The following is a 26874-nucleotide window of genomic DNA, read 5'->3' on the forward strand; positions in this document are numbered from 1 at the left end:
TATTTAAATTATCCAATCTTATTTCGAATAGTGTTATACAATTTTGCAGATACTAGAAACAATATATATTTCAATTTATTTTTCCTTGTAACATTTGGATTCGGAACAACATCTTTGAAATATTGAATGTATTCTTTGCGTACCTTATTAACTTCGTGATACATCTTGGAACCGAGTAATGCATGGACAATGTGAAAACCATTAAAAACATACCGTACATTTAAGGCTCTAAGCATTTCCTGATTGGTTGAAAAGTCTCGTTTTACATAACTCCTATTGCAATCCATTGCCTTGTAAAAGTCTAGAAGTTTTGTACTATATACAGCATTAACGGTACTTCCTGGTCTCCGATAATATTTATATAGATGAATGAATCCTACCGCAATCTCTCCACCTGCTGCAATATGTTCATAGGCAATCGCTAAATCTTCATATATCATTCCCTCTGGATAAGGATACTTTAATAAAATATCTTTCTTATAAAGTTTTCCCCCAGGAGACGTGCCTATACTATTCCCGTAAAACATTTGAACAAGAGCTTCATCTTTATCTAGTTTCTTACTATTTTCTAATGAAAAACTCTCGCCTATACTATTTATTTTATGATCTCTTACTTCAACAATTGAGGTCACAACCAAATCGACGTCATATTTGTCTCTTAAATCAACTAAATATTCAACCGCTCTTAAACCATAATAGTCGTCTGAGTCTAGAAACATAATCCAGTCAGAGGAAGCCTCTTTCACTCCTATATTTCTAGCCCTAGATTGTCCGCCATTTTCAATATGCAGAACTTTAATTCTGTCATCTTCTCGAGCATATTGGTCACAAATTTCTCCAGAACTATCCGTCGAACCATCGTCTACCAGAATAATCTCGATATTCTCATAGGTCTGCTTTCTTAAACTGCCTACACTATATTGAAGATAGTTCTCGACATTGTACACTGGTATAACAATAGAAACATTATCCATTATGATAATCCTTCCAAAATGATATCAACAATACGCTCACAAGCTTTTCCATCTCCATATGGATTACTTGCTTTACTCATCTTGCTGTACTCTGTTTCATCTTCTAGAAGCAGTTTGAAATTAGTATAAATATTTTCTTCTTCTGTTCCTACTAATTTCAAGGTTCCTGCAGCAATCCCCTCTGGACGTTCTGTTGTATCACGCATTACCAATACTGGTTTACCTAAAGAAGGTGCTTCTTCTTGTACACCACCCGAATCTGTTAAAATCATGTAGCTTTGATTCATAAAATTATGGAAATCAATGACTTCTAGAGGTTCAATGATTTGCATACGTTCATTATCACCAAACACTTTACTTGCTAACTCACGAACTTTAGGATTCTTGTGAATAGGATATACGACTTTAACATCTTCAAACTCATTCAGGATACGATTAACTGCATTAAACATATTTTCCATGGGTTGACCAAGATTTTCACGTCTATGGGCTGTCAGCATGATTAGTTTACTGTCCTTAGCCCACTCTAAAATAGGATGATCATAATGATCTTGAACAGTTGTCTTCAAGGCGTCGATGACAGTATTTCCAGTAACATAGATATTCTCTCTTCCCTCTTTTAGAAGATTCTCTTTAGCCACTTCTGTCGGAGCAAAATTGAAATCCGCAATAATTGAAGTAGTTTGACGATTGAATTCTTCAGGAAATGGGCTTTGAAGATTATAAGTTCTCAATCCTGCCTCTACATGTCCAACTTTAATCCCCATATAAAATGCAGCTAAAGCTGTCGCAAAAGTGGTTGTAGTATCCCCATGAACAAGAACAATATCTGGTTTTTCCTGCTCTAAAACTGCTTGAATTTTATCTAAAATACTTGTCGTGATTGTAAATAGTGTTTGATTTGCCTTCATAATTCCTAAATCATAATCAGGAACAACTTTAAAGACATCTAAAACTTGCTCTAACATTTCTTTATGTTGGCCAGTTACACACACAAGTGTTTTGATTGAATCATTTTTCTTCAGTTCATTCACTAAGGGACACATTTTTATTGCTTCTGGACGCGTCCCAAAAACTAACATTACTTTTTTCATTTTGAATCTCCCATTAGTTTTTGATAAAATTTACGATAATTCTCTAAAAATAAAGGATAACTAAACTTCTCTTCATAATCTTTTTTAGCTTGATGAGCTAACCTAGTTCTAAGAGTTGAGTCAGTCGCCAGACTCTCAATAGCAGAAGCTAAGGCCCTAGCATCTTTAGCAGGAATCAAGATCCCATTTTCTTTTGTAACAACTTCATTAATGCCAGGGATATCTGTCGCAACCATGGTTTTTCCATTCATAAATGCCTCAATAACATTTAGAGCCAAACCCTCAAACAATGACGAAGACACTAGGAAATCAAAACTATTAATGCATTCCACTATATCCTGTCTATACCCTAAAAAAGATACTTTATCTTCCAGATTTAGTTCTTTAACCTTGTTTTCTAATTCGGCTCTAAGCTCTCCATCCCCAACGATAAATAAACGAAGTTTTTCATCTGAAATCAAAGAAATAGCATCAATCAAATAGGTCAAACCTTTTTGTTCAGATAATCTTGCAATACAGCCTAGCTTGATTCCATCAAACTTCATAATCTCGTCAACTTGTCTATCTGACTGTTTCAAGATCACTCCGTTATAGATAACAGTGCTATTTGCAACTCCCACATCATCTTTCAAATTTTGATTAACTGCTTGACCAACTGCAATACTATAGGCATTTTTCAGTGAAAATCTATATAAAGACAACTTATCTTTAAAGACATTATGAGCAGTGTAAACGTGGACTAGCTTCGGATTAATCAGTTTTAACAAACGAATATAAAAAGCTGCCATTCGATGATGCGTATGAACCAGAGTAATATCATTTGTCTTAATAATTTGATAAATTTCAAGAAGCAATTTCAACACAGTAAGAGGATTTTTGCTGTCTATATCTTGAATTTTATGATGGATAATTCCTTGGGTCTCTAATTCTGGTTCCCAAAGGCCTCCTGTAGAAGCAACATGGACACTATCAAACTCATCTTTCAAATCAGAACTCAACTGGTACACGATTCTCTCAGCACCACCAATATCCATCGTTCGTGAAATATGTAAAATATTATTTTTTCGTTTTTCGTTTCTCATCTAAAACTCGCTTAATAAAGGTAACATTCCCTACAAAGTATCGTTTAAAGAGACGCTTTGGTTCATTAGCAACTCGGAACAACCACTCCAAGTTTGATTTCTGCATCCAAAGTGGGGCACGCTGAATGTGACCAGACAATACATCAAAACTACCACCTACACCCATAAAAATAGAATTCACTCCATTATCCATAAATTTTTGGATGATGTATTCTTTTTTAGGTGAAGTAATTCCAACAAATACAAAGTCGGGATTCTTTTCACGAATATCTTCCTGAATATCTTGCTCATCTTCCTCAGAAAAATAACCATTACGATGTCCAACTACTCGTAGATTTGGATACTCTTCTTTAAAATTTTGTAACATATCTTGCAAAACTTCTTCTTTAGCACCAAAGAAATACACTGAATAAGATTTTTCATCAGCTAATTTTAATAATCTTTGCATTAAATCAATTCCAGCAACTCGCTCTGGAACTTGGTAGCCCAAAAATCGAGAAGCTAGAACTACTGATGCACCATCTGCATTGATGATTTCAGACTCGTTAACTATCTTCTTAATGGCTTCATCTGATTGACATTGGTTAATCTTATCAGCGTTTACACCCATTAAATGAAGAGGACGTTGTTCAATGACAAATTTCTCAACTGCCTGTACTGTTTCATCCATTGTTAAAGGGTCAATCCTGACCCCCATTAAATCAAAACTATTCAAATTAATCTCCCCATGTAGACTCGAAATGACCCTTACGTTCTGCTTCTTCGGGTAACTTCATGTAATCACCATATATTTTTGTTAAATATTCATCTGGGTTTGCATGGCAACTTATTTCCACGTTCTCAAACTCTAGTAATTGTGGTTCACCGAATACTTCTTTTCTAGCAAGTTCACGTTCTCTGTATGAACCTAGTACATTCCCTACTATTGAACTAGTTTCAAAATCATATTGTTTAATTAGATTTTGTAATTTGTTGTTAACAGTGGCTGTTTTTAGAAGTTTATTTAATTTCAAAACTTTTGATATACTCACAATTGCATTTTCAAAACTTCCCCGATCTCTGTCATGTAGACGATCGATTACCGAAATTTTAGAAAGTGCACGATAAAATTTAATTTTGTTTGTATGAATAAAATAACGGAAACTATCATCTGGATAACCATCCAAAGGGAAAATATCTATGAATGGACTACATAGTTCATCTCCAAATGGAATTTGTAAGGATGTATCCATAATAGAGGTATTCCCTAAATTGTCATCATGAAGTCTCAAAACAACATGTTCTGGAAGTTCCTTGTTACAAATAAACAAAAATGTTTCATAATCTTTTCGAGGCATTCCTAAATCCATATCATCATCCCAAGGAATAAATCCTTTATGACGAACTGCTCCTAGCAATGTTCCTCCCAAAGCATAATATCTTAAGTTATATTTACTACAAATAGCAATAAAACTTTTCAATAAAGATAATTCTCCTAGTTGAATTTCCCTCACTTTATTCATAAAATCACTTCGCTCCATCTCTCATAAATACAACTTTAACTGTTTTTAGTAGAATTTCAATATCTTTCCAAATTGTCCAATCGTCTATATAAGCGACATCTAATTTAACGACTTCATCAAAATTCTTAATCTCACTTCTACCACTAACTTGCCAAAGTCCAGTGATACCTGGTTTAAAACTCAATCGACGTTTTTGTTCAGGTGTGTATGTTTCATATTCATCAACTGTTGGCGGTCTTGCTCCAACTAGACTCATATCTCCTTTCAGAACATTCCAAAACTGAGGAAGTTCATCCAAGCTAGTTTTACGGATAAAACGACCAATTTTTGTAATGCGAGGATCATTGTCCATCTTAAACATACCACCCTGCATAGTATTTTTCTCCAACAATTCTCTCTTTTTATCCTCAGCATCAATACACATTGATCTAAATTTATAAAACGTAAAATGTCGGCCGTTTTTTCCTATACGAGTCTGGGCAAAAATAGCAGGTCCACCATCTTTTCGAATAGCTGGTACTAGAACTATACTGACTAAGCCACAAATCATTAAACCAAAAATAGAACCAATAATATCTATGACACGCTTAGCAATGACATGACTATTCTTATAAAATTTCGTCGAAAAAGTAATGACATTTAGACCAGCCATCCCACGGATTTTCTTATCACGCCCTAGATTATGGTCAAAAGCATTTAGATTAACCGTTACATCAATTCCCATCGTTTCAAAACGAGAAATAAATTCACCAATATCGTATTCTTCACTAGGAAGATTTATGAACACTTCATCCACAACTTCGTGAGTTGCAAAATTTAAAATATCTTCGACCGGTACGACTGTAATAGTATCATGTTGGAAATTAGGTTTATCTAATACACTAACTGCCACCAGTTCTCCAAAGAAATCACCAGCATCAAGTAATTTATCCATCACTTTCTCAACTCTAGATGTTGCTGTAATCAAGAATAGTTTTTTACTCCATTTCAAATTAGGAAATATCCGTTTCGAATAATACTTGATACAAATATTGACTAGATACATTAGAATCGAGTGTAAGGTTAAGAAATACACCATACCTCGTCTAGAGATACTAAAGCGTTCTTCTAAAAAGAAATTAGAAAGACTAATCGCCAACGCAAAGAAAATGATATATTTTGCCAAGCGAACAAATTCAATCAAATTTCCTCGTCTAAAAAAATCTTGACCGTAATCGCTAAAATAAAATACTATGTAGTGGAGAATATATAGGACAATCATTGTTGTTGAAAGAATATCTGTCTCTTTAACAAAACTAAGAGAATACCCTAGTAACACTACTATAAAACTCTGAATTACTGCCAGAGATATTTTTATCCCTTTCTCTTCCATAACTACTTCCTTAGTCTATCCCTTATTTTTTACCGTAAGAACCATACTCACCGTAAGAACCATATTTCTCAGCTGAAGTATTGAATTTATTTAATACAACTCCTAAGAATGGTTTATTCGTTTGTTCCAATTGACCTTTAGCCTTCTGAACATCTTTTCTGTTAGCCTCTCCTGCAGCAGTAACTAAAACAGATGCATCACATTTCTGTGTGATAATAGCTGCGTCGATAACGATACCAATAGGCGCTGTGTCAACAATAATATAATCAAAATATTTGCGAAGTGTATCAATCATAGTACTAAAGTTCTCACTTTGCAATAAAGCAGTTGGGTTTGGTGAGATAGACCCAGCTTGAACCACAAATAGATTTTCAACATTGGTATCACATAGACCATGAGATAGATCTGTTGTTCCAGATAAAAATTCTGTCAACCCCGTAATTTTTTCACGCGATTTGAAGACACCTGACATGACAGAATTCCGAATATCAGCATCTACTAACAAGGTCTTATAACCTGCACGCGCGAATGCCCAAGCAATATTTGTAGAAGTCGTTGACTTTCCTTCACCTGGTTTTACAGAGGTGATAGAAATCACTTGTAAATTATTTCCACTCAATTGTATATTCGTACGCAAGGCATTATAGTATTCTTCCGCTTTTTTGGCCAGATCTAATTTTTTCTGTGCTATTTCTAATGTCGGCATATCTCTCTCCTATTTCAATTTATCCAAATTTGGAACAACTCCCAATAATGCGATTTGCATAACATCTTCAATATCCTCTGGACGTTTCACTCGTGTATCAACCAGTTCAACGATAAGAACAGCGATAACCGTAAAGACTGTTCCTCCAAGTAGACCTATAATTGTATTTCTACGAATATTTGGAGAAGATGGTGCTATAGCGGGACGAGCTTCTTCAAGTGTTGTGACATCAGAAACGCGTGTGATACTGATAATCTTTTCAGCAGCTACTTCTCTCAAGGAGTTAGCGATACGACTAGCTTCCTCAGGGACTCTATCATTAACTGAAATAGAAACGATACGGGTATCGACTGGTACAGTTACCTTGACTTTACTAGCCAAAGCTTTTGGTGACAGATCTAATTTCAAATCAGATGTAACTTTTTCTAAAACATCTTGAGACAAAATAATTTCACGATAGTCTTTAACCAAGTATGATCCAGCTTGCAAGTCTTGATTTGTCAAACCAGGCTTATCTCCCTGATTACGGTTGACTACATAAATCCGTGTAGTACTAGTGAACTCCGGTTTAACGATAAAAGCACTATAAGCAAAAGCTAAAGCTCCAGCTACAATTGCTACCAATGCAACTAGAATTTTTCTTTTCCAAAGAATTTTAAATAGGTGAAATACATCGATTTCCATAGTATTTTGTTCTTTCATATTTTCTCCTAAATTATTTGATCCATTATAATTTTCCTAGGGTTCTCTACAAATAGCTCTTCCGCCTTGGCTCTACCATACTTTTTCGAAATAATCTGATAAGCCTCCTCCATATAGGGGGGTCTACTATCTAAGTTATGCATATCACTTGCAATGACATGAACCAAGTCTTTCTCCAAAAAATATTGGGCTCTCTTTTTCATAAATTTATAGGTTTCACCAAAGAGCTTAGGTTTTAGAACATGAGAACTATTTACTTGCGTATAGCAGCCCATATCAATCAGTTCCCTAACACGCTTTTCATTGTTTTCCAACGCATCATAACGTTCAATATGAGCAATCACCGGGGTAATCCCTAACATCAAAATATTGCTTAACCCTCTATGAATATCGCGATAGGGTGTATTCATACTAAATTCAATCAAAGCATAACGACTATCATTAAGAGTAGGAATACGCTTGTTTTCAAGTTTTTCTAGAACATCTGGAGTATAGTATATCTCTGCTCCGTAAGCAATGACCAAATCATCTGCCACTTCTTTAGCAATCTCACGAACCTTTAAAAAATTCGTCGCTATTTTTTCTTCTGGAGTCTCAAACATTCCTTTTCGACGATGGGAAGTCGAAACAATCATCCTAACCCCTTGATTATATGCTTCTCTTAAAAGGGCTTTACTATCTTCTATAGACTTTGGACCATCATCTACATCAAAGACAATGTGAGAGTGGATATCAATCATATCATCTTCCCTCCATCACATCTTGTATCGCACTTTTAGCAGCTGCTAGACTACTATCATCGATTTCCATCATATAGAGATTACTATCTGGCATAGCATAAGAAGGAAGTCCCATTTGACCTGTACCTTTGAGATCTTGAGAGTTGACTTTATAACTACCACCACTCTCCAATTGAGCATTAACCAAATCCATCATCGTTTCGATTGGCATATTTGTTTGGAGGGAATCTTGTAAGCCTTGAATAATGTCACTATAATTTTTCAATGCTTCGGTAGAAGTTAATTTCTGAATGATTGCGACGATGACCTTTTGTTGATTACGACCACGGTCACGATCCCCATCAGCTAAAGAGTAACGTTCACGAACAAACCCAAGAGCTTGTTCAGAATCTAAATGAACATTTCCTACTGGGAAATGGAACTTCCCGTGACGAGATGTAAACTCCTGATCATTGTACACATCTACACCGCCTAAAAGGTCAATCAACTTCAGGAACGAAGTAAAGTTCAAGCGAACATAGTAGTTAATATCAACTCCATAAAGATTTTCCAAAGTATGAATAGAGGAGTCTACTCCATAAATACCTGCATGAGTCAATTTATCTTTTTGATTATTCCCTCCGTCTGCAATCGGAACATAGGAATCTCGAGGGGTTGTTGTCAATAGAATTTTTTTAGAATCTCGATTAACAGTCATCAAAATATTGACATCTGAACGAGAAACCGAACTAATTGGGCCGTAAGTGTCAATACCACTCACATAGACATTAAAGGACTTATTCTTAGAAACTTTAGGAGCAGCTACTTCCTTGGTGATATTTTTAGTGTAGATTTTCCTAATTTTTGATGCGTAATCAGGGTACTCAGATTCTATAATATTTTCAAAGACGCTATTTAAGACAATCGCTTTTGCTTCACCCGATACCAAACTCGTATAAGCTGCAAGATATGAAGTGCTTTGTTCAACAGTCAATTCTTTGCTCTGACTAGTTTTGATATCAGCTATCAATTTTTGAATATTCTCATTATCTGTATCCGTAGGCCCTGTAACACTATCTAGTTGTGTGACATTATGAACCTCACTATCTTTCAGAACAACAACACTCATTGAGTATTCTGAGTAATTCGACGTAGAATTGATATGACTAGTAAAGCCGACAAATTGTTGCAGTGCAAAGAAAGAAACTGAACTCACTAAAATAGCTAGTGTTAAAAAGAAAATCGTAAATTTTTCTGCTTTTCTATAAATGATCAAAAGCAGACTCGCTAAAGCGACCAAAATCACTACGGCTGCCGTTATAACATTCAGATATCTAAACGCCAATATATTATGTCTAAAAATCAAAAACAGCAAAAACCCACCCAATAATACATAAATGGTTAATAAAGCTATATTAACACTCCGCTTAACTTTCCCCGAACGGGTTCTTTTTGAACGTTTATTCATAGTTTTCCCCTATATGTTGATTATCAGAGCTATTATATCACAATCATGAAACAATTTCCATTTATTCCTTTTCTTATCAGCGTTTTCATCGCTTTTTCTTTACTAAAATCACCTGAAAATTATACCTATTTTGTAAATTGGCCTCTTATACAAAAAACAAGGATACTGATGGTAAAGTATCCTCGTTCTTATTTTTTATTTGATATGACTTTCAAATTCTTTTTGGCTTTTTTCAATAGCCTTCTTACTTTCTTCTTCCCACTTAGCCTTAGCTTCATCAAATTGTTTCTTGGTAACAGGGTCTTTTTGAAGTTTCATGTACTTGTAGTTATTTCCATCACCTTTGATGCCCACTAGAGAGTAAGCACGTGTAAAGGGAGTTACTTTGGTGACAGAGGCTGTACCACCACTTGACATCGTAGACATGATTAGAGAATGATCAATCATCCAAGCTTGTGCTTCAGCATATTTTTCATAACGCTTAGCAACATCTTTGTTTTCCGCATCTGCCTCTTTTAAAAGTTTCGTATAGGTATCGAGACCTAAACTCTTAATCAGTTCTTGATCTTCCTTAGCATCCAAACCAAAAATCTTGAGATAGAAACCATCTTCTGCATTAAATGGATCAAGATAAGTTGACGGATCTTGGTAATCACCCACCCAACCATCAAAGTTCAAGTCGTAATCACGAGACGCTGGATTCGGAGCAAGAAATGCAACATTGCTGAAATCATCCGTAGATAATTGTTGCACATCAACCACAATATTGTCATCCCCAAATACGGTCTCCAAGGTCTGTTTAACCGAATTCATACCAGAAACCGCGTTTTTATTGGTTTGATCAACAGGAACATCCAGATGAATAGGGAAGGTCACCCCTTTTGATTCCAATTCCTTTTTAGCTTCCGCAAATTTTGCTTGGGCCTTTTCCTTGTTGAAGTATCCGTCTTGGGCATCCGCCAAGTTAATGCCTGACCATTCTGTTCCGTACTGAACAAGTTTAGAAGAAACCACATCTCCGAAACTCTTATCTCCCACTTGTACAAAAGTAGGAGGAACAAGGGTGTTACGGAGGGTCTTGCTTGCTGCTTCTTGACCATTAGATTGGGCAGAATAAGCCGTACGATCAATAGCAAAATTGATTGCTTGACGGAAGTTCTTATTTAAAATTGCTATTTGAGTTGATTTCTTTTGTTCATCTGTTGTTTTAGCTGTATGGTTATAAGCTTTACGGTTAACATTAAAGTTAAAGTACCAAGATGTCTTGTCTTGTAAGCTATAAACAATATTGTCTTGATATTTTTCTTTTGTCTTGGCATAGTTAGAGCTGTTTGGATAAACTCCTGCCAGAGAATAGGCCCCACTTTCAAAATTTCGAATAGTCATCTCTTGATCAGAACCATCAAAATAAGCCAGTTTAACTTTTTCAATGGTTACTTTATCATGATCATAATAGTGTGGATTCTTCACATACTCGATCGAAGATTTTGATGTGAAATCTTTTAACAAGTAAGGTCCGTTGTAAAGGATACTACTTGGCGTCAAGGTACCAAATTCTTTTTCCTTTGACTTCAAAAACTCTTCATTGACCGGGAAGAGGATACTATTAGTCGTCTTAGAGTTCCAATAAGGTTCTGGTCGTGTCAAAGTATACTCAACCGTATAATCATCCAAGGCTTTGACACCAACGGTAGAGAAATCATTTGTCACACCAGTCACATAGTCATTCAATCCCTTGATTGAATTTTGAATGAGATCCATCGCTTGCCCCTTGTTATCCGAAGCATATTTGATCCCAGTAACAAAGTCCTGTGCTTTTACTGGAGCATATTCTTCTCCATCAGCCGTATACCACTTGGCATCTTTTCTGAGTTTATAGGTATAAGTCAAACCATCTGCTGAAACAGACCAATCCTCAGCTAGAGCTGGTGTCAGATTACCATAGCTATCATTTTCTAGCAAACCATCCACAAGATTAGTAATTATAGATGTATTATCTGCATAATAATCTAAAAGATAATTAAAAGTTGTTGGATTTCCACTAAAAGTTGACGAATACGTCTTTGTATCTGTGTTAGATTGCCCACAAGCCGAGAGTAAAATCCCTGTAGCTAGAACAAGACCAGTTCCGATAAGTCTTTTTTTCATTGTCATCACCCACTCCTTTATGTCACTTTTTATAACATATCCATATTTTATCAAATTTATCCAAAAATGTAAAGTTACTAGTTTCTAAGCGACTAACATCCCATAACCAAAAAAGGAAGCACAGATTCTCTGCAACTTCCTTGTCTTGTTATAAACTATTTAATGTGTTTTTCAAGCTCTTTTTGGTATTTGGCATTTGTTTCGATTTTTTCTTTCTGCCATTTCTTGAGAGCTTCTTCATATTCTTTTGTCGTCACAACATCCTTTTGCAACTCTAAACCTTTGAATACAAATGGATCTCCCTTGATTCCGACTTGAGAGTATGCTTTTGTGAATGGTACAGTTCGACTAACAGTCGGAGAACCACCTGAAGAGGCAACTGGGATTAAAAGTGAACTATCCGATACCCAAGCTTGAGCTTTAGCGTATTTCTCATAACGCTTATTGAGGTCACTTGTTTCAGCTGCGGCATCGTCCAAGAGTTTCTTGTATTCGTCCAGTCCAACTTGAGCCATTACTTCTGGATCTTTTCCGCGAGTGATCCCCAAGTGTTTAAGAGCAGACCCCTTCTTAGCATCGAGAATGTTTAGGTAGGTAGCTGGGTCTTGATAGTCTGGACCCCAACCAGTTCCATTCAAGTCATAGTCTTTTTGTGCTGGAACCTTAGCTTGAGACGTGATGCTCATTTTTTCATTATCAGTCATTTGAAGGACATCGATAATGACATTATCAGTACCAAGTGTTGATTCGATAGATTGCTTAAGTGAGTTAGTTTGCTGGACAGCAATCACATCTGTTTGTTCAACCGGAATATCCAAACGAATCGGGAAGATCACACCCTTTGCTTGCAATTCTGTCTTTGCTTTTGCAAAGGCAGCCTTAGCTTTTTCTGGATTATAAATCGTATCCTTACCATCTGTCAAAGCTACATCTTTCCACTGTTCCCCATAAGAAACCAACTGCTCTTGAGCCAGTTCACCAAAGGTCTTTTCACCAACTTGGACATAGTCATGAGGCACTAGGCTATTACGAATAATCTTATCCGCACCTTCTTCACCATTTAACTGAGCCGTGTAAGAGTGACGGTCAAGGGCAAAGTTCAATGCCTGACGGAAGTTCTTGTTAAGGAGAGCTTCTTTTGTTGAAGTCTTTTGAGCTTCGTCTGTTTTAGCCGTTTTATTGTAAGACTGGCGATTTACGTTAACAGTGAGATAGTAGCTTGTCGCTTCTTGTGGACTGTAGACAATCTTATCTCCGTACTCTTTCTTAGTTGACTCAAAGTTTGAGCTTGTTGGGAAAAGACGAGCTGTAGTATAGGCATCTTGTGTAAAGCTTCGAATCAAAGATTCTTGGTCGGAACCATCATAGAAGGTCAGTTTAATGCTGTCAATCTTAACATTATCCTTGTCCCAGTAGTTCGGATTTTTTTCATATTCGATGGCAGATTTTGACGTCAATGATTTCAATAGATAAGGCCCATTATAAAGAATACTTGACGGAGTAGGAGTTCCGTAGTCTTTTCCTTTAGAATTCAAAAATTCTTCATTCACTGGAAGCATGGTTGCTGTTGTTACTTTAGAGTTCCAAAAACTTTCTGGTTTGTTGAGCGTATATTCAACCGTGTAATCATCAACAGCTTTTACACCTACAGTCGAAAAGTCATTGCTTTCACCACTGATGTAGGCAGCCAATCCTTTAATTGAATCTTGAAGGAGAGAGAGACCGTCTGATTTGCCATCAGCTGCGTGTTTCAAACCTGTAACAAAGTCTTGGGCCTTGACTTCGGCATACTCTTCTCCTTCAGAAGTATACCATTTTACACCCTTACGAAGTTTGTAGGTATAAGTCAAACCATCTTTAGAAACGGACCAGTCTTCTGCAAGCGATGGAATTAAGTTCCCATACTTATCATTTTCCAAAAGGCCATCGACAACGTTTGCTATAACGTCAGAAGTTGAGCTCTTGCTCGTCACGCTGTAGTCCAAAGATGATGGATCCATAGCGTAGACATAAGAAAATGTTTTAGGAGCGTCCGCATTCTTTTCGCTTTTACCACAAGCTGCCAAAAGAAGGGCCGCACTCAAGGTCACTCCCGCTCCTAAGAGCCACTTTTTCGATTTCATAGGCAATCTCCTCTAAGATAGGTTTTTCACCATTATAACCTATTTTTCTATAAATGCAAGAGCTTTTGAGAGATTTTTTAGAAAATTCTAACAAATATTTTTAAAAAAATTCTCTGAAAAACTTTTATCAAAAAACCTCAAACTCTATAAGCTTGAGGTCCTCACTTTTTAGTCAGTCAATTCCACACAGAAAGCATCCCATGGAGCCAAGATTTGTTTTTCAAAAACTCCTTGAACCGTGGTGTTTTCAATCAAAACAGATTTGACGTTTCCTTCTACGGTCAAGTCTTGCTCTTCATTGGACAAGTTAGCCACAACTAGGAAACGACGGCCCCCATCTTTACGGATATAGGCGAAGACCTTGTCAGTTGTTTCCAAGAGTTCAAAGTCAGCTTGAATCAGCCAGCTATTCTCCTTACGAATTTGGACCAACTTCTGATAAGTATAAAAAATAGAATCTGGATTTGCCAGTGCTTCTTGAACGTTGATTGATTGATAGTTTGGATTCACTGCCAACCAAGGTTGACCTGTTGAGAAACCAGCATTTTTGCTCTCGTCCCATTGCATAGGGGTACGGGCATTGTCACGTCCAATGACACGGATACTGTCCATGATTTCTTCCATCAGAACGCCTTTTTCAAGAGCCTCACGCGCATAGTTGAGGGATTCAATATCTTCTACTTGATCCAGTGTTTCAAACGGATAGTTGGTCATCCCAATTTCCTCACCTTGGTAGATATAAGGAGTCCCTCTCATGAGATGAAGTAAGATAGCAAAGGCTTTGGCAGATTTTTCGCGATATTCTTGGTCATTCCCCCAGATAGAGACAATACGAGGGAGGTCATGATTGTTCCAAAAAAGCGAATTCCAGCCGTCCTCAACTCCTAACTCTGTCTGCCATTTGTTGAAGATTTCTTTCAACTTAGCGATATTCAGCTCTTTTTGATAATGCCATTTAGGTTGCCCTTCCTGATATTGAAGACAGATGTGTTCAAACTGGAAGACCATAGACAATTCTTGGCCCTTTGGATCAGAGTAAAGTTTAGCGATTTCTGGCGTTGCTCCCCAAGTCTCCCCTACTGTCAAGAGATCTTTGTCGCCAAAAGTGGCTCTGTTCATCTCCTTGAGATAAGGATGGAGCATGGGACCATTATTAACCACCTTCTCGTCAGGAACTTTCCCAATCATGTCAATGACATCCATGCGGAATCCACCAATCCCTTTATCAATCCAGAAGTTCATCATCTCATAAATTTTCTGACGAAGTTTTTCATTTTCCCAGTTAAGATCCGGCTGTTTCTTACTGAAAAAGTGAAGATAGTACTGACCTGACTTTTCATCATATTCCCAAGCAGACCCGCTAAAAATAGAATCTAGGTCGTTGGGTTCGTCCCGCCAGATATAGTAGTCTCGCTCAGGGCTATCAGGATTTTCACAAGCCTCGACAAACCAAGCATGTTCATCTGAGGTATGATTGACCACCAAGTCCATGATAATTCGGATATCACGCTTCTTAGCTTCTGCAATGAGTTCATCCATGTCCTCCATGGTCCCGAAAATAGCTGCAATCGCTTGATAATCAGCAATATCATATCCATTATCATCCATAGGACTGTCATAAACTGGAGAAAGCCAAATCGCTGTAATCCCTAACTTAGCTAGATAGTCTAACTTACTGGTAATTCCTGGCAAATCACCAATTCCATCTCCATTGCTGTCCATAAAACTCTTTGGATAGACTTGATAGACTACGGCATTGTGCCACCACTTTTCTTGCATCTTCTTACCTCATTATTTTCATAATCTATAGTCTATGATAACGCTTTTCAGAATTTTGTGCAAGCGTTTGCCTAATCTTTTTGATTCGTTTTTTAACTCCATAGTTTCCTAACTGCCAATTTTTTATTATAATAGAGGTCAGAGGTAAAAAAATGAAAAAACAAGCTTTTAGTTCTGAACAATATTTGAATCTACAACGCGACCACATTTTGGAGCGCATTAACCAATTTGACGGCAAACTCTATTTGGAGTTTGGTGGCAAAATGCTAGAAGATTTCCACGCTGCTCGTGTTCTTCCTGGTTATGAGCCTGACAACAAAATCAAGCTCTTGCAAGAATTGAAAGAGCAGGTTGAGGTTGTAATTGCCATTAACGCTAGCAACATCGAACATTCTAAAGCACGTGGTGACTTGGGCATTTCTTATGACCAAGAAGTTCTTCGCTTGATTGACAAATTCAATGAACTGGGAATTTTTGTCGGCTCAGTGGTCATCACACAGTACGCTGGGCAACCAGCTGCAGATGCCTTCCGCAACCAACTCGAGAAAAACGGAATTGATTCTTATCTTCACTATCCAATCAAAGGATATCCGACGGATATGGATCACATCATTTCTCCAGAAGGTATGGGGAAAAACGACTACATCAAAACCAGTCGTAACTTGATCGTCGTAACCGCTCCTGGACCTGGTTCTGGAAAATTGGCAACCTGTATGTCCAATATGTACCATGACCAAATCAATGGTATCAAGTCTGGCTACGCTAAATTTGAAACCTTCCCAGTTTGGAATCTTCCCCTTCATCATCCAGTCAATTTGGCCTACGAGGCTGCCACAGCTGACCTTGATGATGTCAACATGATTGACCCCTTCCATCTCCAAACCTACGGAGAAACCACTGTCAACTACAATCGTGATATCGAGATTTTCCCAGTGCTCAAGCGCATGTTAGAACGTATCCTTGGTAAATCTCCATACGCTTCTCCGACAGATATGGGTGTCAACATGGTTGGTTTCGCTATTACAGATAATGAAGCTGCTATCGAAGCTTCTAAACAAGAAATCATCCGCCGTTACTATCAAACCGTTCTTGATTTTAAAGCCGAAAAAGTTGGTGAAGCAGCTGTCAAGAAAATCGAGTTACTCATGAACGACCTCGGTATCACACCTGCAGACCGCAAGGTTGCTGTCGTTGCCCGTCAAAAAGCTGAAGAAACTGGCGGACCAGCTCTAGCTCTTGAATTGCCAACTGGGGAAATCGTCACAGGTAAGAACTCAGAACTCTTTGGCCCTACAGCAGCTGCTCTTATCAACGCTATCAAGAAATCAGCTGACATTGCTAAAGAAGTGAAACTAATCGAACCTGAAGTTGTTAAGCCAATCCAAGGTCTTAAAATCGATCATCTGGGTAGTCGTAATCCACGCCTGCATTCAAATGAAATCCTGATTGCACTTGCTATCACAGCTACGGAAAACCCTGACGCTGCGCATGCCATGGAAGAACTTGGCAACCTCAAAGGAAGCGAAGCTCACTCAACCATTATCTTGACAGATGAAGACAAGAATGTCCTTCGTAAATTGGGTATCAATGTAACCTTTGACCCATACTACCAATACGACCGCTTGTATCGTAAGTAACGATTTGAACATCTTCACCCTCGGAGAGGTTTTCTCTCTGCCTCAAGAGCTGGCTTTATGTTATAATGAAAGAAGAAAACTGAAAGGATTTACCATGTCAAAAGAAGTTATTGTTGAAAGTTTTGAACTTGACCACACCATTGTTAAAGCACCCTATGTTCGCTTGATTGGAGAAGAAACAGGACCAAAGGGAGACATCATCTCCAATTATGATATTCGCTTGGTGCAACCAAACGAAGACTCTATCCCTACTGCTGGTCTTCACACTATCGAGCACCTCTTGGCAAAACTCATCCGCACCCGCATTGACGGCATGATTGACTGTTCACCATTTGGTTGCCGTACAGGTTTCCACATGATTATGTGGGGACGTCACACCAGTGCTGAAATCGCGGCCGTCATCAAGGATTCGCTCAAGGAAATCGCTGAGACTACTACTTGGGAAGATGTTCCTGGAACAACCATCGAATCTTGTGGTAACTACAAGGACCATAGCCTCTTTTCTGCTAAAGAATGGGCTAAACTCATCCTTGAACAAGGGATTTCAGATGATGCCTTTGAGCGTCATGTCATCTAAACACGAAAAAGGAACCGGCTTTTCAGCTGGCTCCTTCTTTTTATTCTCAAAATTTTGGCTTAGGCTTTTTCACGAATGACTAAAACACCATCTTCCATATCTGCTTCTAGGTGTTTGGCATCTAAATGATCCAAGTGGAAGTCTGTCACCTTATCACGAATTTCTTGTTCAACCACGCGACGGAGAGGACGAACACCCATGACTTCGTCATACCCTTCTTCTGTGATATAGTCTTTAGCCGCTTGACTGACTACCAAATCAATGTCTTTCTTAGCCAAGGTTTGGTTGACTTCAGCCAACATCAAGTCTACAATCTTAGAAAGGTCTTCCTTAGTCAAGTGTGAGAACTCAATGACTGCGTTAAAGCGGTTGAGGAATTCTGGACGGAAGAATGGTTTCAAACGGTCCATCAATTCTGGTTTATCCGCATCTTCTGTCAAGTTAGCTTCATAGCCAAATCCAGCATTTGATGTCGCAATAATGACAGTGTTCTTGAAGTTTACCGTGTTTCCTTGACCATCTGTCAAACGACCATCGTCTAAGACTTGGAGGAGAAGGGTAATGACTTGAGGATCAGCCTTTTCAATCTCATCCAAGAGAATGATAGAGTAAGGATTGCGACGAACACGTTCTGTCAAGGTATTGCTATTGTCATCATAACCCACATAACCTGCTGTTGTACCAATTAGCTTAGAAACGGCTGTGCGGTCACTGTATTCAGACATATCCAAACGGATGATCGCATCCTTGGTTCCAAACATATCAAGTGCCAATTGCTTAGCAAGTTCTGTCTTACCAACCCCAGTTGGACCTACAAAGAGGAAGCTACCGATTGGGCGATTACCTTCATCAAAACCGGCACGGTTACGACGGATAGCACGAGCTACAGCTTCAACTACCTTATCTTGACCGATTACCTTATCTTGCAGACGATGAGCCATATCTTTCAGACGTTCGATGTCTGATGCTCCCATTTGTGAGACTGGAATTCCCGTCATACGTTCTACAGATTCAGCCACATCGTTGACACTTGCAGTCACCTTCATATCTTCTGTATGGTTTTCGATTTTCTTTTCCAATTCTGCGATGCGTGTTTTATAGTTTAGAGCTGCTTCAAAATCTTCTGCTTCAACTGCTTTTTCTTGCTTGTCTTTTTCTGCCTCAATTTCACGTTCAACAGCATGCACATCTGTTACAGGATGCTGAGCTGCCAAGTGAGCCGCTGTTACATCGACAAGGTCGATAGCTTTATCTGGCAAGCTGCGTTGTGGAATGTATTGGACAGAATAATCTACTGCTGCTTTCAAGACTTCATCTGGCAAGATGACATTATGGTGTTGTTGATAGAGGTCACGAATCCCTTGAAGGATTTTAAAGGTATCCTCTGCTGAAGGAGCATTGACCTTAACTTCGTTGAAACGACGAGCAAGAGCTGCATTTTTCAAGATGGTGTTACGGTATTCATCTTGAGTTGTCGCTCCAATAACAGTCAATTCACCACGAGAGAGGGCTGGCTTGAGAATGTCCGCAAGCCCTTTAGAACCACTGTCTCCACCAGTGCTACCAGCACCGAGGATTTGGTGAATTTCATCAAAGAAGAGGATAATATTTCCTGCTTCTTTTACTTCGTTGACTAGATTTTGCACATTTTCTTCAAAGCTACCACGGTATTGAGTACCAGCCTCAAGACCAGAGATATCAATGGAAATGATTTCCTTGTTCTTAATGGCAGCTGGGACATCTCCGTTCACAATAGCTTGTGCTAGGCCTTCGACAACTGCTGTCTTACCAACACCTGCGTCTCCGACTAAAACAGGATTGTTCTTGGTACGGCGTGAAAGGATTTCAGATGTTTCTTGAATTTCCTTGTTTCGTCCGATAACAGGATCCAGCTTGCCCTCACGCGCTTCTGCAGTCAAGTTTCGACCTAGTTTTGCAAGGACACCATCTTGTTTCATACCTGACGTATGATGCGGCATTTGTCCATCAGCTTCTGCATTTCCTGGCAATTGACCAGTTGCACGATAGTGAGCAAATTCCTCAGGTGTCACTTCACGTCCATTAATCAAGTAGCGGCGATTTTCAGAACTATATCCTCGCATACCACCCATCAATTGGTTAAATAAATCATCCATATTGTTAAAATTATTAAAGTTGTTGTTCATATTCTTTACCTCTTTTTGTTTTCTTCGTTATTATTACTGATATTGACTATCTTTGACCTTTGTTTTGAAAAATTTAGACTAGCTAACTAACTACTCTACGTACTATTTCTGGTTTGTCTTTTTCAAGCAGGAGTAGACTATCTTTACTTCTGAAGATTTCGAGATTAAACATAGACCCACCTCTTTCTATTTCACTTTAAATAAGCGTTCTAGTAAGGCTTTCATTTACCCTACGTTCATAATATACTACATTAGTCAGAAAAGGTCAAGAGATTTGACTTTAATTGACCAATAAATTTTACAAAAAGAAGAACTAGCTTTTAACTAGTCCTTCTTTGTATTATTTTATATAATCTTAGCTCAACGCATCCAAAGCATCATCCATTGAAAGAACTTCGTGGAATACACGTTGTGTCAATTCAGTTTTTTGTTCTGGAGTGAGGTATTTAGTGTTTACACAGTATCCAGAGATACGTACGATAACGTCTTCACCTGACATGATCTTTTCGTAAACATCGTTCAAGTCCATAACGTTCAAGTTAACGTGTTGTCCACCGTTTTCGAAGTAACCATCAAGGATTGTTACCAAGTTATCAACTTGTTCGTCACGAGTCTTACCAAGAGCGCGAGGTGATACTTGTGTAGTCAATGAGATACCATCAGCTGCATAACTAAAGTCAAGGCTAGAAAGTGAGTTCAAGTTTTGCAACCATCCACCTTTAGCTTTATTAGATGGGTTAGCACCTGGTGAGAAGAATTCAAGTTTAGACAAGTTCACAGAACCATCTTCGTTGAGGTATACACCTTTGTGGACTGGTGAGTTACCAGTTTGTTTAGAGTAAGCAACGTTAGATGTGATTGTCAATAGTGATACAGTAGCTTCTGCGTCTTTGTAAAGTTTGTGGCTACGTAGACGAGTTGTGTAAGCTTCGATCAACCATTCTGCCAATTCGTTTGAACGTGGGTCGTCTTCACCCCAACGTGGGTATTCACCGATTGTTTCGTAATCGTAGATGTAGCCATTTTCATCACGGATTGGTTTAACTGTAGCATATTTGATAGCTGACAATGTATCAACAGTGTTAGCAAATCCACAGATACCGAATCCCATGTTAGCACGTTGTTTAGTTGGCAAGAATGCCATTTGAACAGCTTCGTAGTTGTATTTATCAGTCATGTAGTGGATGATGTTCAAAGCATCTACGTAAGTGTCAGTCAACCAGTCAAGAGATTTTTCAAAGTTAGCTTTAACTGATTCAAATTCAAGAACTTCGTCACGGATTGGTTCGATGTCAAATACTTTGTAGTCTTTGTGAACATCGTCGTAACCACCGTTCAAACCAGTAAGAAGGGCTTTCAATACGTTTACACGTGCACCGAAGTACTGGATGTTGTGGCGTTGTTCTTCATTTTCTGGGTCAAGTGGAGACACACAGCATGAGATACAGCTCATTTCACCATACCCGTCTTTAGCCATTGTTGTTACACCTTCATATTGGATAGAAGAGTGTTTGTGGCTCATATGCATACAGTAGCGACGGAAGTTGTATGGCAATTTGTCAGTCCAAAGAACTGTCAAGTTTGGTTCTGGAGAGTTACCGATGTTGTCAAGAGTGTTCAAGAAACGGTAGTCCATCTTAGTAACACGGTGACGACCGTCGTTACCCATACCTGCCATAGAAGTTGTGATGAATGTTGGGTCACCTGAGTACAATTGGTCGTAAGCTTTTGTACGAGCAAATTTAACTGTACGAAGTTTCATAACGAAATCATCAACGAATTCTTGGATTTCTGATTCAGTAAATGTACCACGAGCAAGGTCACGTTCTGCAAAGATATCCAATACGATTGGCACACGTCCTAGAGATGTAGCAGCACCGTTGATAACACGGCAGACAGCCATGAAGGCGATGTTAACCCATTGGATAGCTTCTTTAACGTTCATAGCTGGTTTGCGAACATCAACTCCGTAAAGGTCACCCAAGCGAACAACTTGTTGCAATGCTTGGTATTGAAGATTGATTTCTTCACGAAGACGGATTGTTTCTTCATCGATTTCTTCGATTGCATTCCAGTCGTTTACTTTTTCTTGCATCAAGTAGTCTGCACCGTAAAGAGCAAGACGTGCGTAAACACCGATGATACGTCCGCGTGAGTATGCATCTGGAAGACCAGTTACAGTGTGAGCGTGACGAGCGCGACGAATGTTTGAAGTGTAAGCACGGAAGATACCGTCGTTAACTGTTGTTACGTATTTAGTGAAGATTTCGTGAACAGCTGGGTCTGGTTCGTATCCATTTTCCTTCAAAGTAGTTTCAGCCATACGGATACCACCTTTTGGCATGAAGTTCAATTTGAAGAGTTCATCGTTTTGGATACCGAAGATAACTTCGTTTTCTTTATCGATAAATCCTGCTGGGATATCAGCGATAGATGTTGGACGAGTGTCCATTGGGAAACGAGTTTCTTCGTAGTGTGCTTTAGTTTCTTCTACAATTTTTTTGATGTGAAGTGAACGTTCTGTTGGTCCTGCAAGGAAGCTTTCGTCTCCATCGTAAGGTGTGTAGTTAGCTTGTACGAAGCGTGATACACTTGCTTTTTCTTTCCAATCTACGCCTTTGAAGCCTTCCCAAGCTTTATCAAAAATATCTTGTGCTTCAACAACTGTCTTAACAACCATGTTAATGTCCTCTTTTTTCTTTCTAGTAACAGTCATCTGTTACATTCATGAGACAAGTATACCATACAGTAACCGATTTCAACAAGCGAAAAATCCCTATTTTTAAACTTTCTTTTCTAAAACAGTCTATATTTTGCCCCAAACTGTATTATATTTTTGAAAAAATAAAGTCCTTTTTTCTTTTTTTCAGAAAAAAGGGTATAATAAAAGAAAATAAGCAGTAAAAAGGTGCTAGGGATGTTGATTTTTCCTTTGTTAAATGATTTGTCAAGAAAAATCATCCATATTGACATGGATGCCTTTTTTGCTGCCGTGGAAATCAGAGATAATCCTAAACTCAGAGGAAAACCTGTCATTATCGGAAGCGACCCTCGGCAAACAGGTGGACGGGGAGTCGTTTCTACCTGTAGCTATGAGGCACGAGCTTTTGGTGTCCATTCTGCCATGAGTTCCAAGGAAGCTTATGAACGATGTCCACAGGCCGTCTTCATCTCAGGGAATTATGAGAAATACAAGACTGTAGGATTCCAGATTCGAGCCATCTTTAAACGTTATACAGATTTGATAGAACCTATGAGCATTGACGAAGCTTATTTAGACGTGACAGAAAATAAACTCGGGATTAAGTCAGCGGTCAAAATCGCTCGCCTCATTCAAGAGGATATCTGGCAAGAACTCCATTTAACTGCTTCCGCAGGCGTTTCCTACAACAAATTCTTAGCTAAAATGGCCAGCGATTATCAAAAGCCACATGGTTTGACAGTAATTCTACCTGACCAAGCTAAGGATTTTCTCAAACAAATGGATGTTTCCAAGTTTCATGGAGTAGGAAAAAGGACGGTGGAACGTCTGCATCAAATGGGCGTTTTTACTGGCGCTGATCTACTTGAAGTTTCTGAGATAACCCTAATAGACCGTTTTGGCAGACTGGGCTATGACCTTTATCGAAAGGCTCGTGGCATTCACAACTCTCCAGTCAAATCCAATCGCATCCGTAAATCAATCGGTAAGGAGAAAACCTATGGAAAGATTCTCCGTGCCGAGGAAGACATCAAGAAAGAGCTGACTCTTCTATCAGAAAGAGTTGCTCTCAATCTACATCAACAAGAAAAAGCTGGAAAAATTGTCATTTTGAAAATCCGCTACGAAGACTTTTCAACTCTTACTAAACGAAAAAGTATTGTTCAAAAAACACAGGATGCTAGTCAGATAAGCCAAATAGCCCTGCAACTCTATGAAGAGTTAAACGAGAAAGAAAGAGGTGTCCGCCTGTTGGGGATTACCGTGACTGGATTTTAAAACCTTGAAGAGTCTGACCCTTCAAGGTTTTTTCTTACACAAATAAACGAACAAAGCTATAAATCAATAAGATACTACCAAGCACGATACGGTATTTACCGAAAAGGGTAAAGTCGTGTTTTTTCACATAGCTGGTCAAAAAGCGAATAGCCACCATGCTGACTGCAAAAGCTACTCCCATCGCAACCAAGAGCAAGAACAATTGCCCAAAGTTCAAGAGTTGTCCTGCTTTTACAAATTTGAAAATCTTTAATGCGCTAGCTCCAAACATAACAGGAATCCCAAGATAGAAGGTAAATTCTGTCACAACAGAACGACTGGTTCCATTTAACAAACCACCGACAATCGTTGCCCCAGAACGACTCGTTCCTGGTAAAAGGGCAAGAACTTGGAAAAGACCGATATAGAGGGCTGTCATATAAGGAAGCTTGTCCAACTCTGTTACAGTTGGTTCGATAGCACGATCTTTATTGCGCTTTTCCAAATAGATAAAGGCAATCCCATAAATAATCAACATAAGAGCAACTGAAACCATATTATGGAAATGAGTATCAAACCAATCATCAAACTTAAATACAGCAAGTAAAGGTAAAGTAGCTACAAGAACTTTAGACCACAATTGCCAAGTTCGACGAACTTCCTGCTTGTCTTTACTAGGTTTAAAGGGATTGAGCTTGTTAAAGTAAATCACCATAACCGCTAAAATCGCTCCAAGCTGAATTACAACATTAAACATGGACATAAAGGCTTCATTTTGATTTTGGTATTGGATAAATTCCTCTGCTAAAATCAAGTGACCTGTACTGGAAATCGGCAACCATTCCGTAATTCCTTCGACAATACCAAAGAAGATAGATTTTAAAATTTCAATAAGATACATAGATTACTCCTTTTTTCTATCTTCCATTATAGCATACTTTTTCAGTCTATGGCAGTTCTCTTTAAAAGGCTCCGATACTGCCGCCACCTCCGCCTCCTGAGAAGCCACCTCCAGAACTTCCACTTCCAGAAGATACGGAGTAGGTACTTGCTGTATTTGCGACACTAGCATAATGGCTCATTTGCGCGCTTGAATGATAAAACATACTGTGCCAGCCATAAGCTACATAGAGGTTTATATCTGGATTTTCCACTTGGATGTGATGAACCTTCATCAAATGACTGACCTTGTCCGCATAACCAAATAGAGTCGCATAGACCAAGAGGCGATTCCAGACCACAATACTTTCCAACTCAGCCTGATCCAATCGTGCAATCTCACGCAACATATTTTCAAAACTGGTCCAGAGATAGTAGACTTCTGCTCCTGCTTCATTTAGGACACCATCACGATTATCTAGTCGAAGCTTCCAATAATAGAAAACAGCCAACACTAAACCTAGAAAACCAAGTATTGGCAAGGGGATGTAAAGATAGCCATAAACATCCAAACTGTACAAGAACAAACCAAATCCGATAAATAAAGGCAAGATAGTAGAGAGTCCCATACCCACTTGCAAGGCCTTTTCCCCACCAGTTAAAGGACGATAGTAATCCGGAAGCCCCCAGAAGGTAACCCGATTTCTCACTCCTTCTTGCATCTGGTTCAATACTTCTTCAAAAGAAGATTTGAGCTGACGCCCCTTTGCTTGAATCCGTTTTTCATCAGAAACTTTTGCTCTACGATAAAGACTATCAGATACCTTGTAATCCGCAAACAAATTGGAAAGAGTTTCTTCTTTTTTGCCTGAAAAAGCCAGATTTAGGCAGTCTTTCTCAAAGCTTGACAAACCATCTTCTTTTACTAGCCTCAAGCCAACTGCATCTCCTTCTGAAATGATAGAGACATTCCCACGGTCTATCACATCTAGCAAGGTAGCTTGAATAAGTTGATCGAAGGTGAATTTTCCCGCTCCCTTGACCAAGGGACTCACTTCCTCCAAGGAGGTCGAGTAGACAACCTCTGATAATACCATAGGCTCTAATTCCATTGGCGGTTCATAGATACGATGATTTTTGGCATATTTGACGGAAGGAGTGGTCTTTCTTCTATAGATGAAATAGAAGCAAACACTCAATAACAGAGAGATGGAAAGTATGGAAGGGAAGACCCAAGTAACGAGTTGTTTACTTTGCTCTTTTTCTCTAACAATCGAGTCTTCTATCTTATTAAACTCTTCTAAACGATTCCCTTTCAATCCCTGATCCCTAGCGCTAGCAAAATCGGTCCGAGGCCAATAGGCATGCAATTCAACTCCACGCTTAGGCGGAAGATTGTCTAAACGGATAGTATAATCAAGATTACTCTTTTCAACCGTTCCCTCTCTAAAAAGTTTGCCTGTATGGAAAAAGAGTTTTTCCGCTCCCTTGTCTCCCCTTACATGAAATTCAAACTTTCCAATAGCTCCTGAACTATCTGTCAGAGGTTGCCAATTTAATTCAGCGATGTCATCATATAGAAAAAGCAAATTTTTTAAATTCCATGTTAGGTCAACTTCAACTATGTCGCCCTCCTGACCTGGATTATAAACTTTCACAGTGTAACCATTCGCCTCTTCTGTCACTTCGCTAGTAACGTCTACTAGTTCAGCACCGTTTTTCGCGGCCTGAACCGTTGGATGAGGATCAATGTCAAATCCACTAGGCATCTTGCCAGCACGTCCAAGTCCCACAATTTGACCCTTAAAGTCCTCCTCAAACTGGTAAACTATCTTCTGTCTAAATTCTGCTGTATTGTCTGCATGAATATACAAATCCCCTTGATAAGAGTTTATCTTGAAATCAATGGCAAAAACAGAGAATGGCAAAAGGCAAAACAAGCCTAACACCAGTAAGAAAAAAGTTTTTTTCATCAACTAAGCCCCCTTT

At 38.6% G+C, this 26874-nt stretch carries 20 protein-coding genes; 3 read left to right on the forward strand and 17 right to left on the reverse strand.

Annotated features, from left to right (window positions below; translation table 11 throughout):
• Positions 1-8: 8 nt before the first annotated feature.
• From EII37_RS03065 to EII37_RS03125, 13 genes are all read right to left on the reverse strand, one after another.
• On the reverse strand, positions 9-974 hold the full coding sequence (locus tag EII37_RS03065) for a glycosyltransferase family 2 protein (protein ID WP_124787550.1): 966 nt from the start codon (positions 972-974) through the stop codon (positions 9-11).
• The gene (gene wecB / locus EII37_RS03070) at positions 974-2068 is read right to left on the reverse strand and encodes a non-hydrolyzing UDP-N-acetylglucosamine 2-epimerase (RefSeq protein WP_124787551.1); all 1095 of its coding nucleotides are present in this window, start codon (positions 2066-2068) and stop codon (positions 974-976) included. Before wecB ends, EII37_RS03065 begins: the two co-directional genes overlap by 1 nt.
• A complete protein-coding gene (locus EII37_RS03075; RefSeq protein ID WP_124787552.1) occupies positions 2065-3150 on the reverse strand; it encodes a glycosyltransferase family 4 protein in 1086 nt (361 codons plus the stop codon). Before EII37_RS03075 ends, wecB begins: the two co-directional genes overlap by 4 nt.
• A complete protein-coding gene (locus EII37_RS03080; RefSeq protein ID WP_124787599.1) occupies positions 3125-3847 on the reverse strand; it encodes a WecB/TagA/CpsF family glycosyltransferase in 723 nt (240 codons plus the stop codon). The genes EII37_RS03075 and EII37_RS03080 overlap by 26 nt, the downstream gene beginning before the upstream one ends.
• Before the next feature lie 19 nt (positions 3848-3866).
• Positions 3867-4652, reverse strand: coding sequence for a phosphorylcholine transferase LicD (locus EII37_RS03085; RefSeq protein ID WP_124787600.1), 786 nt, complete (start codon positions 4650-4652; stop codon positions 3867-3869).
• 4 nt (positions 4653-4656) lie between these two features.
• Positions 4657-6024 (reverse strand): sugar transferase, encoded by a 1368-nt coding sequence (locus tag EII37_RS03090; RefSeq protein ID WP_124787553.1) that lies wholly within the window; start codon positions 6022-6024, stop codon positions 4657-4659.
• Positions 6025-6046: 22 nt separating this feature from the next.
• Positions 6047-6730 carry a tyrosine-protein kinase gene (locus EII37_RS03095; protein WP_020901549.1) on the reverse strand — a complete coding sequence of 228 codons (684 nt, stop codon included), beginning with the start codon at positions 6728-6730 and terminating at the stop codon, positions 6047-6049.
• Between the two features lie 9 nt (positions 6731-6739).
• Positions 6740-7432: a capsular polysaccharide biosynthesis protein CpsC gene (cpsC, locus tag EII37_RS03100; protein WP_124787554.1), complete on the reverse strand. Its 693-nt coding sequence runs from the start codon at positions 7430-7432 to the stop codon at positions 6740-6742.
• Positions 7433-7440: 8 nt separating this feature from the next.
• Complete coding sequence (cps4B, locus tag EII37_RS03105) at positions 7441-8172, reverse strand: capsular polysaccharide biosynthesis protein Cps4B (protein ID WP_124787555.1); 732 nt, start codon at positions 8170-8172, stop codon at positions 7441-7443.
• Position 8173: 1 nt separating this feature from the next.
• Positions 8174-9619 carry an LCP family protein gene (locus EII37_RS03110; RefSeq protein WP_124787556.1) on the reverse strand — a complete coding sequence of 482 codons (1446 nt, stop codon included), beginning with the start codon at positions 9617-9619 and terminating at the stop codon, positions 8174-8176.
• Positions 9620-9814: 195 nt separating this feature from the next.
• Positions 9815-11776, reverse strand: coding sequence for a peptide ABC transporter substrate-binding protein (locus EII37_RS03115; protein ID WP_185695943.1), 1962 nt, complete (start codon positions 11774-11776; stop codon positions 9815-9817).
• A 146-nt stretch (positions 11777-11922) separates the two neighbouring features.
• Positions 11923-13890: a peptide ABC transporter substrate-binding protein gene (locus tag EII37_RS03120; RefSeq protein WP_124787558.1), complete on the reverse strand. Its 1968-nt coding sequence runs from the start codon at positions 13888-13890 to the stop codon at positions 11923-11925.
• A gap of 168 nt (positions 13891-14058) precedes the next feature.
• On the reverse strand, positions 14059-15669 hold the full coding sequence (locus EII37_RS03125; RefSeq protein ID WP_124787559.1) for an alpha-glucosidase: 1611 nt from the start codon (positions 15667-15669) through the stop codon (positions 14059-14061).
• Positions 15670-15821: 152 nt separating this feature from the next.
• Here EII37_RS03125 and EII37_RS03130 point away from each other — a divergent pair, with 152 nt between their 5' ends.
• Together EII37_RS03130 and EII37_RS03135 are read left to right on the forward strand one after the other, a co-directional pair.
• A complete protein-coding gene (locus EII37_RS03130; protein WP_124787560.1) occupies positions 15822-17306 on the forward strand; it encodes a DUF1846 domain-containing protein in 1485 nt (494 codons plus the stop codon).
• A gap of 94 nt (positions 17307-17400) precedes the next feature.
• Positions 17401-17883, forward strand: a complete 483-nt coding sequence (locus EII37_RS03135; protein ID WP_000032547.1) for an S-ribosylhomocysteine lyase — start codon at positions 17401-17403, stop codon at positions 17881-17883.
• A gap of 59 nt (positions 17884-17942) precedes the next feature.
• Here EII37_RS03135 and EII37_RS03140 read toward each other — a convergent pair whose 3' ends face one another.
• A complete protein-coding gene (locus tag EII37_RS03140) occupies positions 17943-20048 on the reverse strand; it encodes an ATP-dependent Clp protease ATP-binding subunit (RefSeq protein ID WP_124787561.1) in 2106 nt (701 codons plus the stop codon).
• Positions 20049-20403: 355 nt separating this feature from the next.
• Positions 20404-22728: a formate C-acetyltransferase gene (pflB, locus tag EII37_RS03145; RefSeq protein WP_000260628.1), complete on the reverse strand. Its 2325-nt coding sequence runs from the start codon at positions 22726-22728 to the stop codon at positions 20404-20406.
• Positions 22729-22965: 237 nt separating this feature from the next.
• Between pflB and dinB the strand changes: the two genes are divergently transcribed.
• Positions 22966-24027, forward strand: a complete 1062-nt coding sequence (gene dinB / locus EII37_RS03150; protein WP_124787562.1) for a DNA polymerase IV — start codon at positions 22966-22968, stop codon at positions 24025-24027.
• Positions 24028-24061: 34 nt separating this feature from the next.
• On the opposite strand, the gene EII37_RS03155 is transcribed toward dinB, so the two are convergent.
• Together EII37_RS03155 and EII37_RS03160 are read right to left on the reverse strand one after the other, a co-directional pair.
• Positions 24062-24907, reverse strand: coding sequence for an undecaprenyl-diphosphate phosphatase (locus EII37_RS03155; RefSeq protein ID WP_124787563.1), 846 nt, complete (start codon positions 24905-24907; stop codon positions 24062-24064).
• A gap of 61 nt (positions 24908-24968) precedes the next feature.
• Positions 24969-26858 carry a DUF2207 domain-containing protein gene (locus EII37_RS03160; RefSeq protein ID WP_124787564.1) on the reverse strand — a complete coding sequence of 630 codons (1890 nt, stop codon included), beginning with the start codon at positions 26856-26858 and terminating at the stop codon, positions 24969-24971.
• Between the last annotated feature and the right edge of the window lie 16 nt (positions 26859-26874).

Source organism: Streptococcus sp. OH4692_COT-348 (genome assembly GCF_003859975.1).
Taxonomy (GTDB): domain Bacteria; phylum Bacillota; class Bacilli; order Lactobacillales; family Streptococcaceae; genus Streptococcus.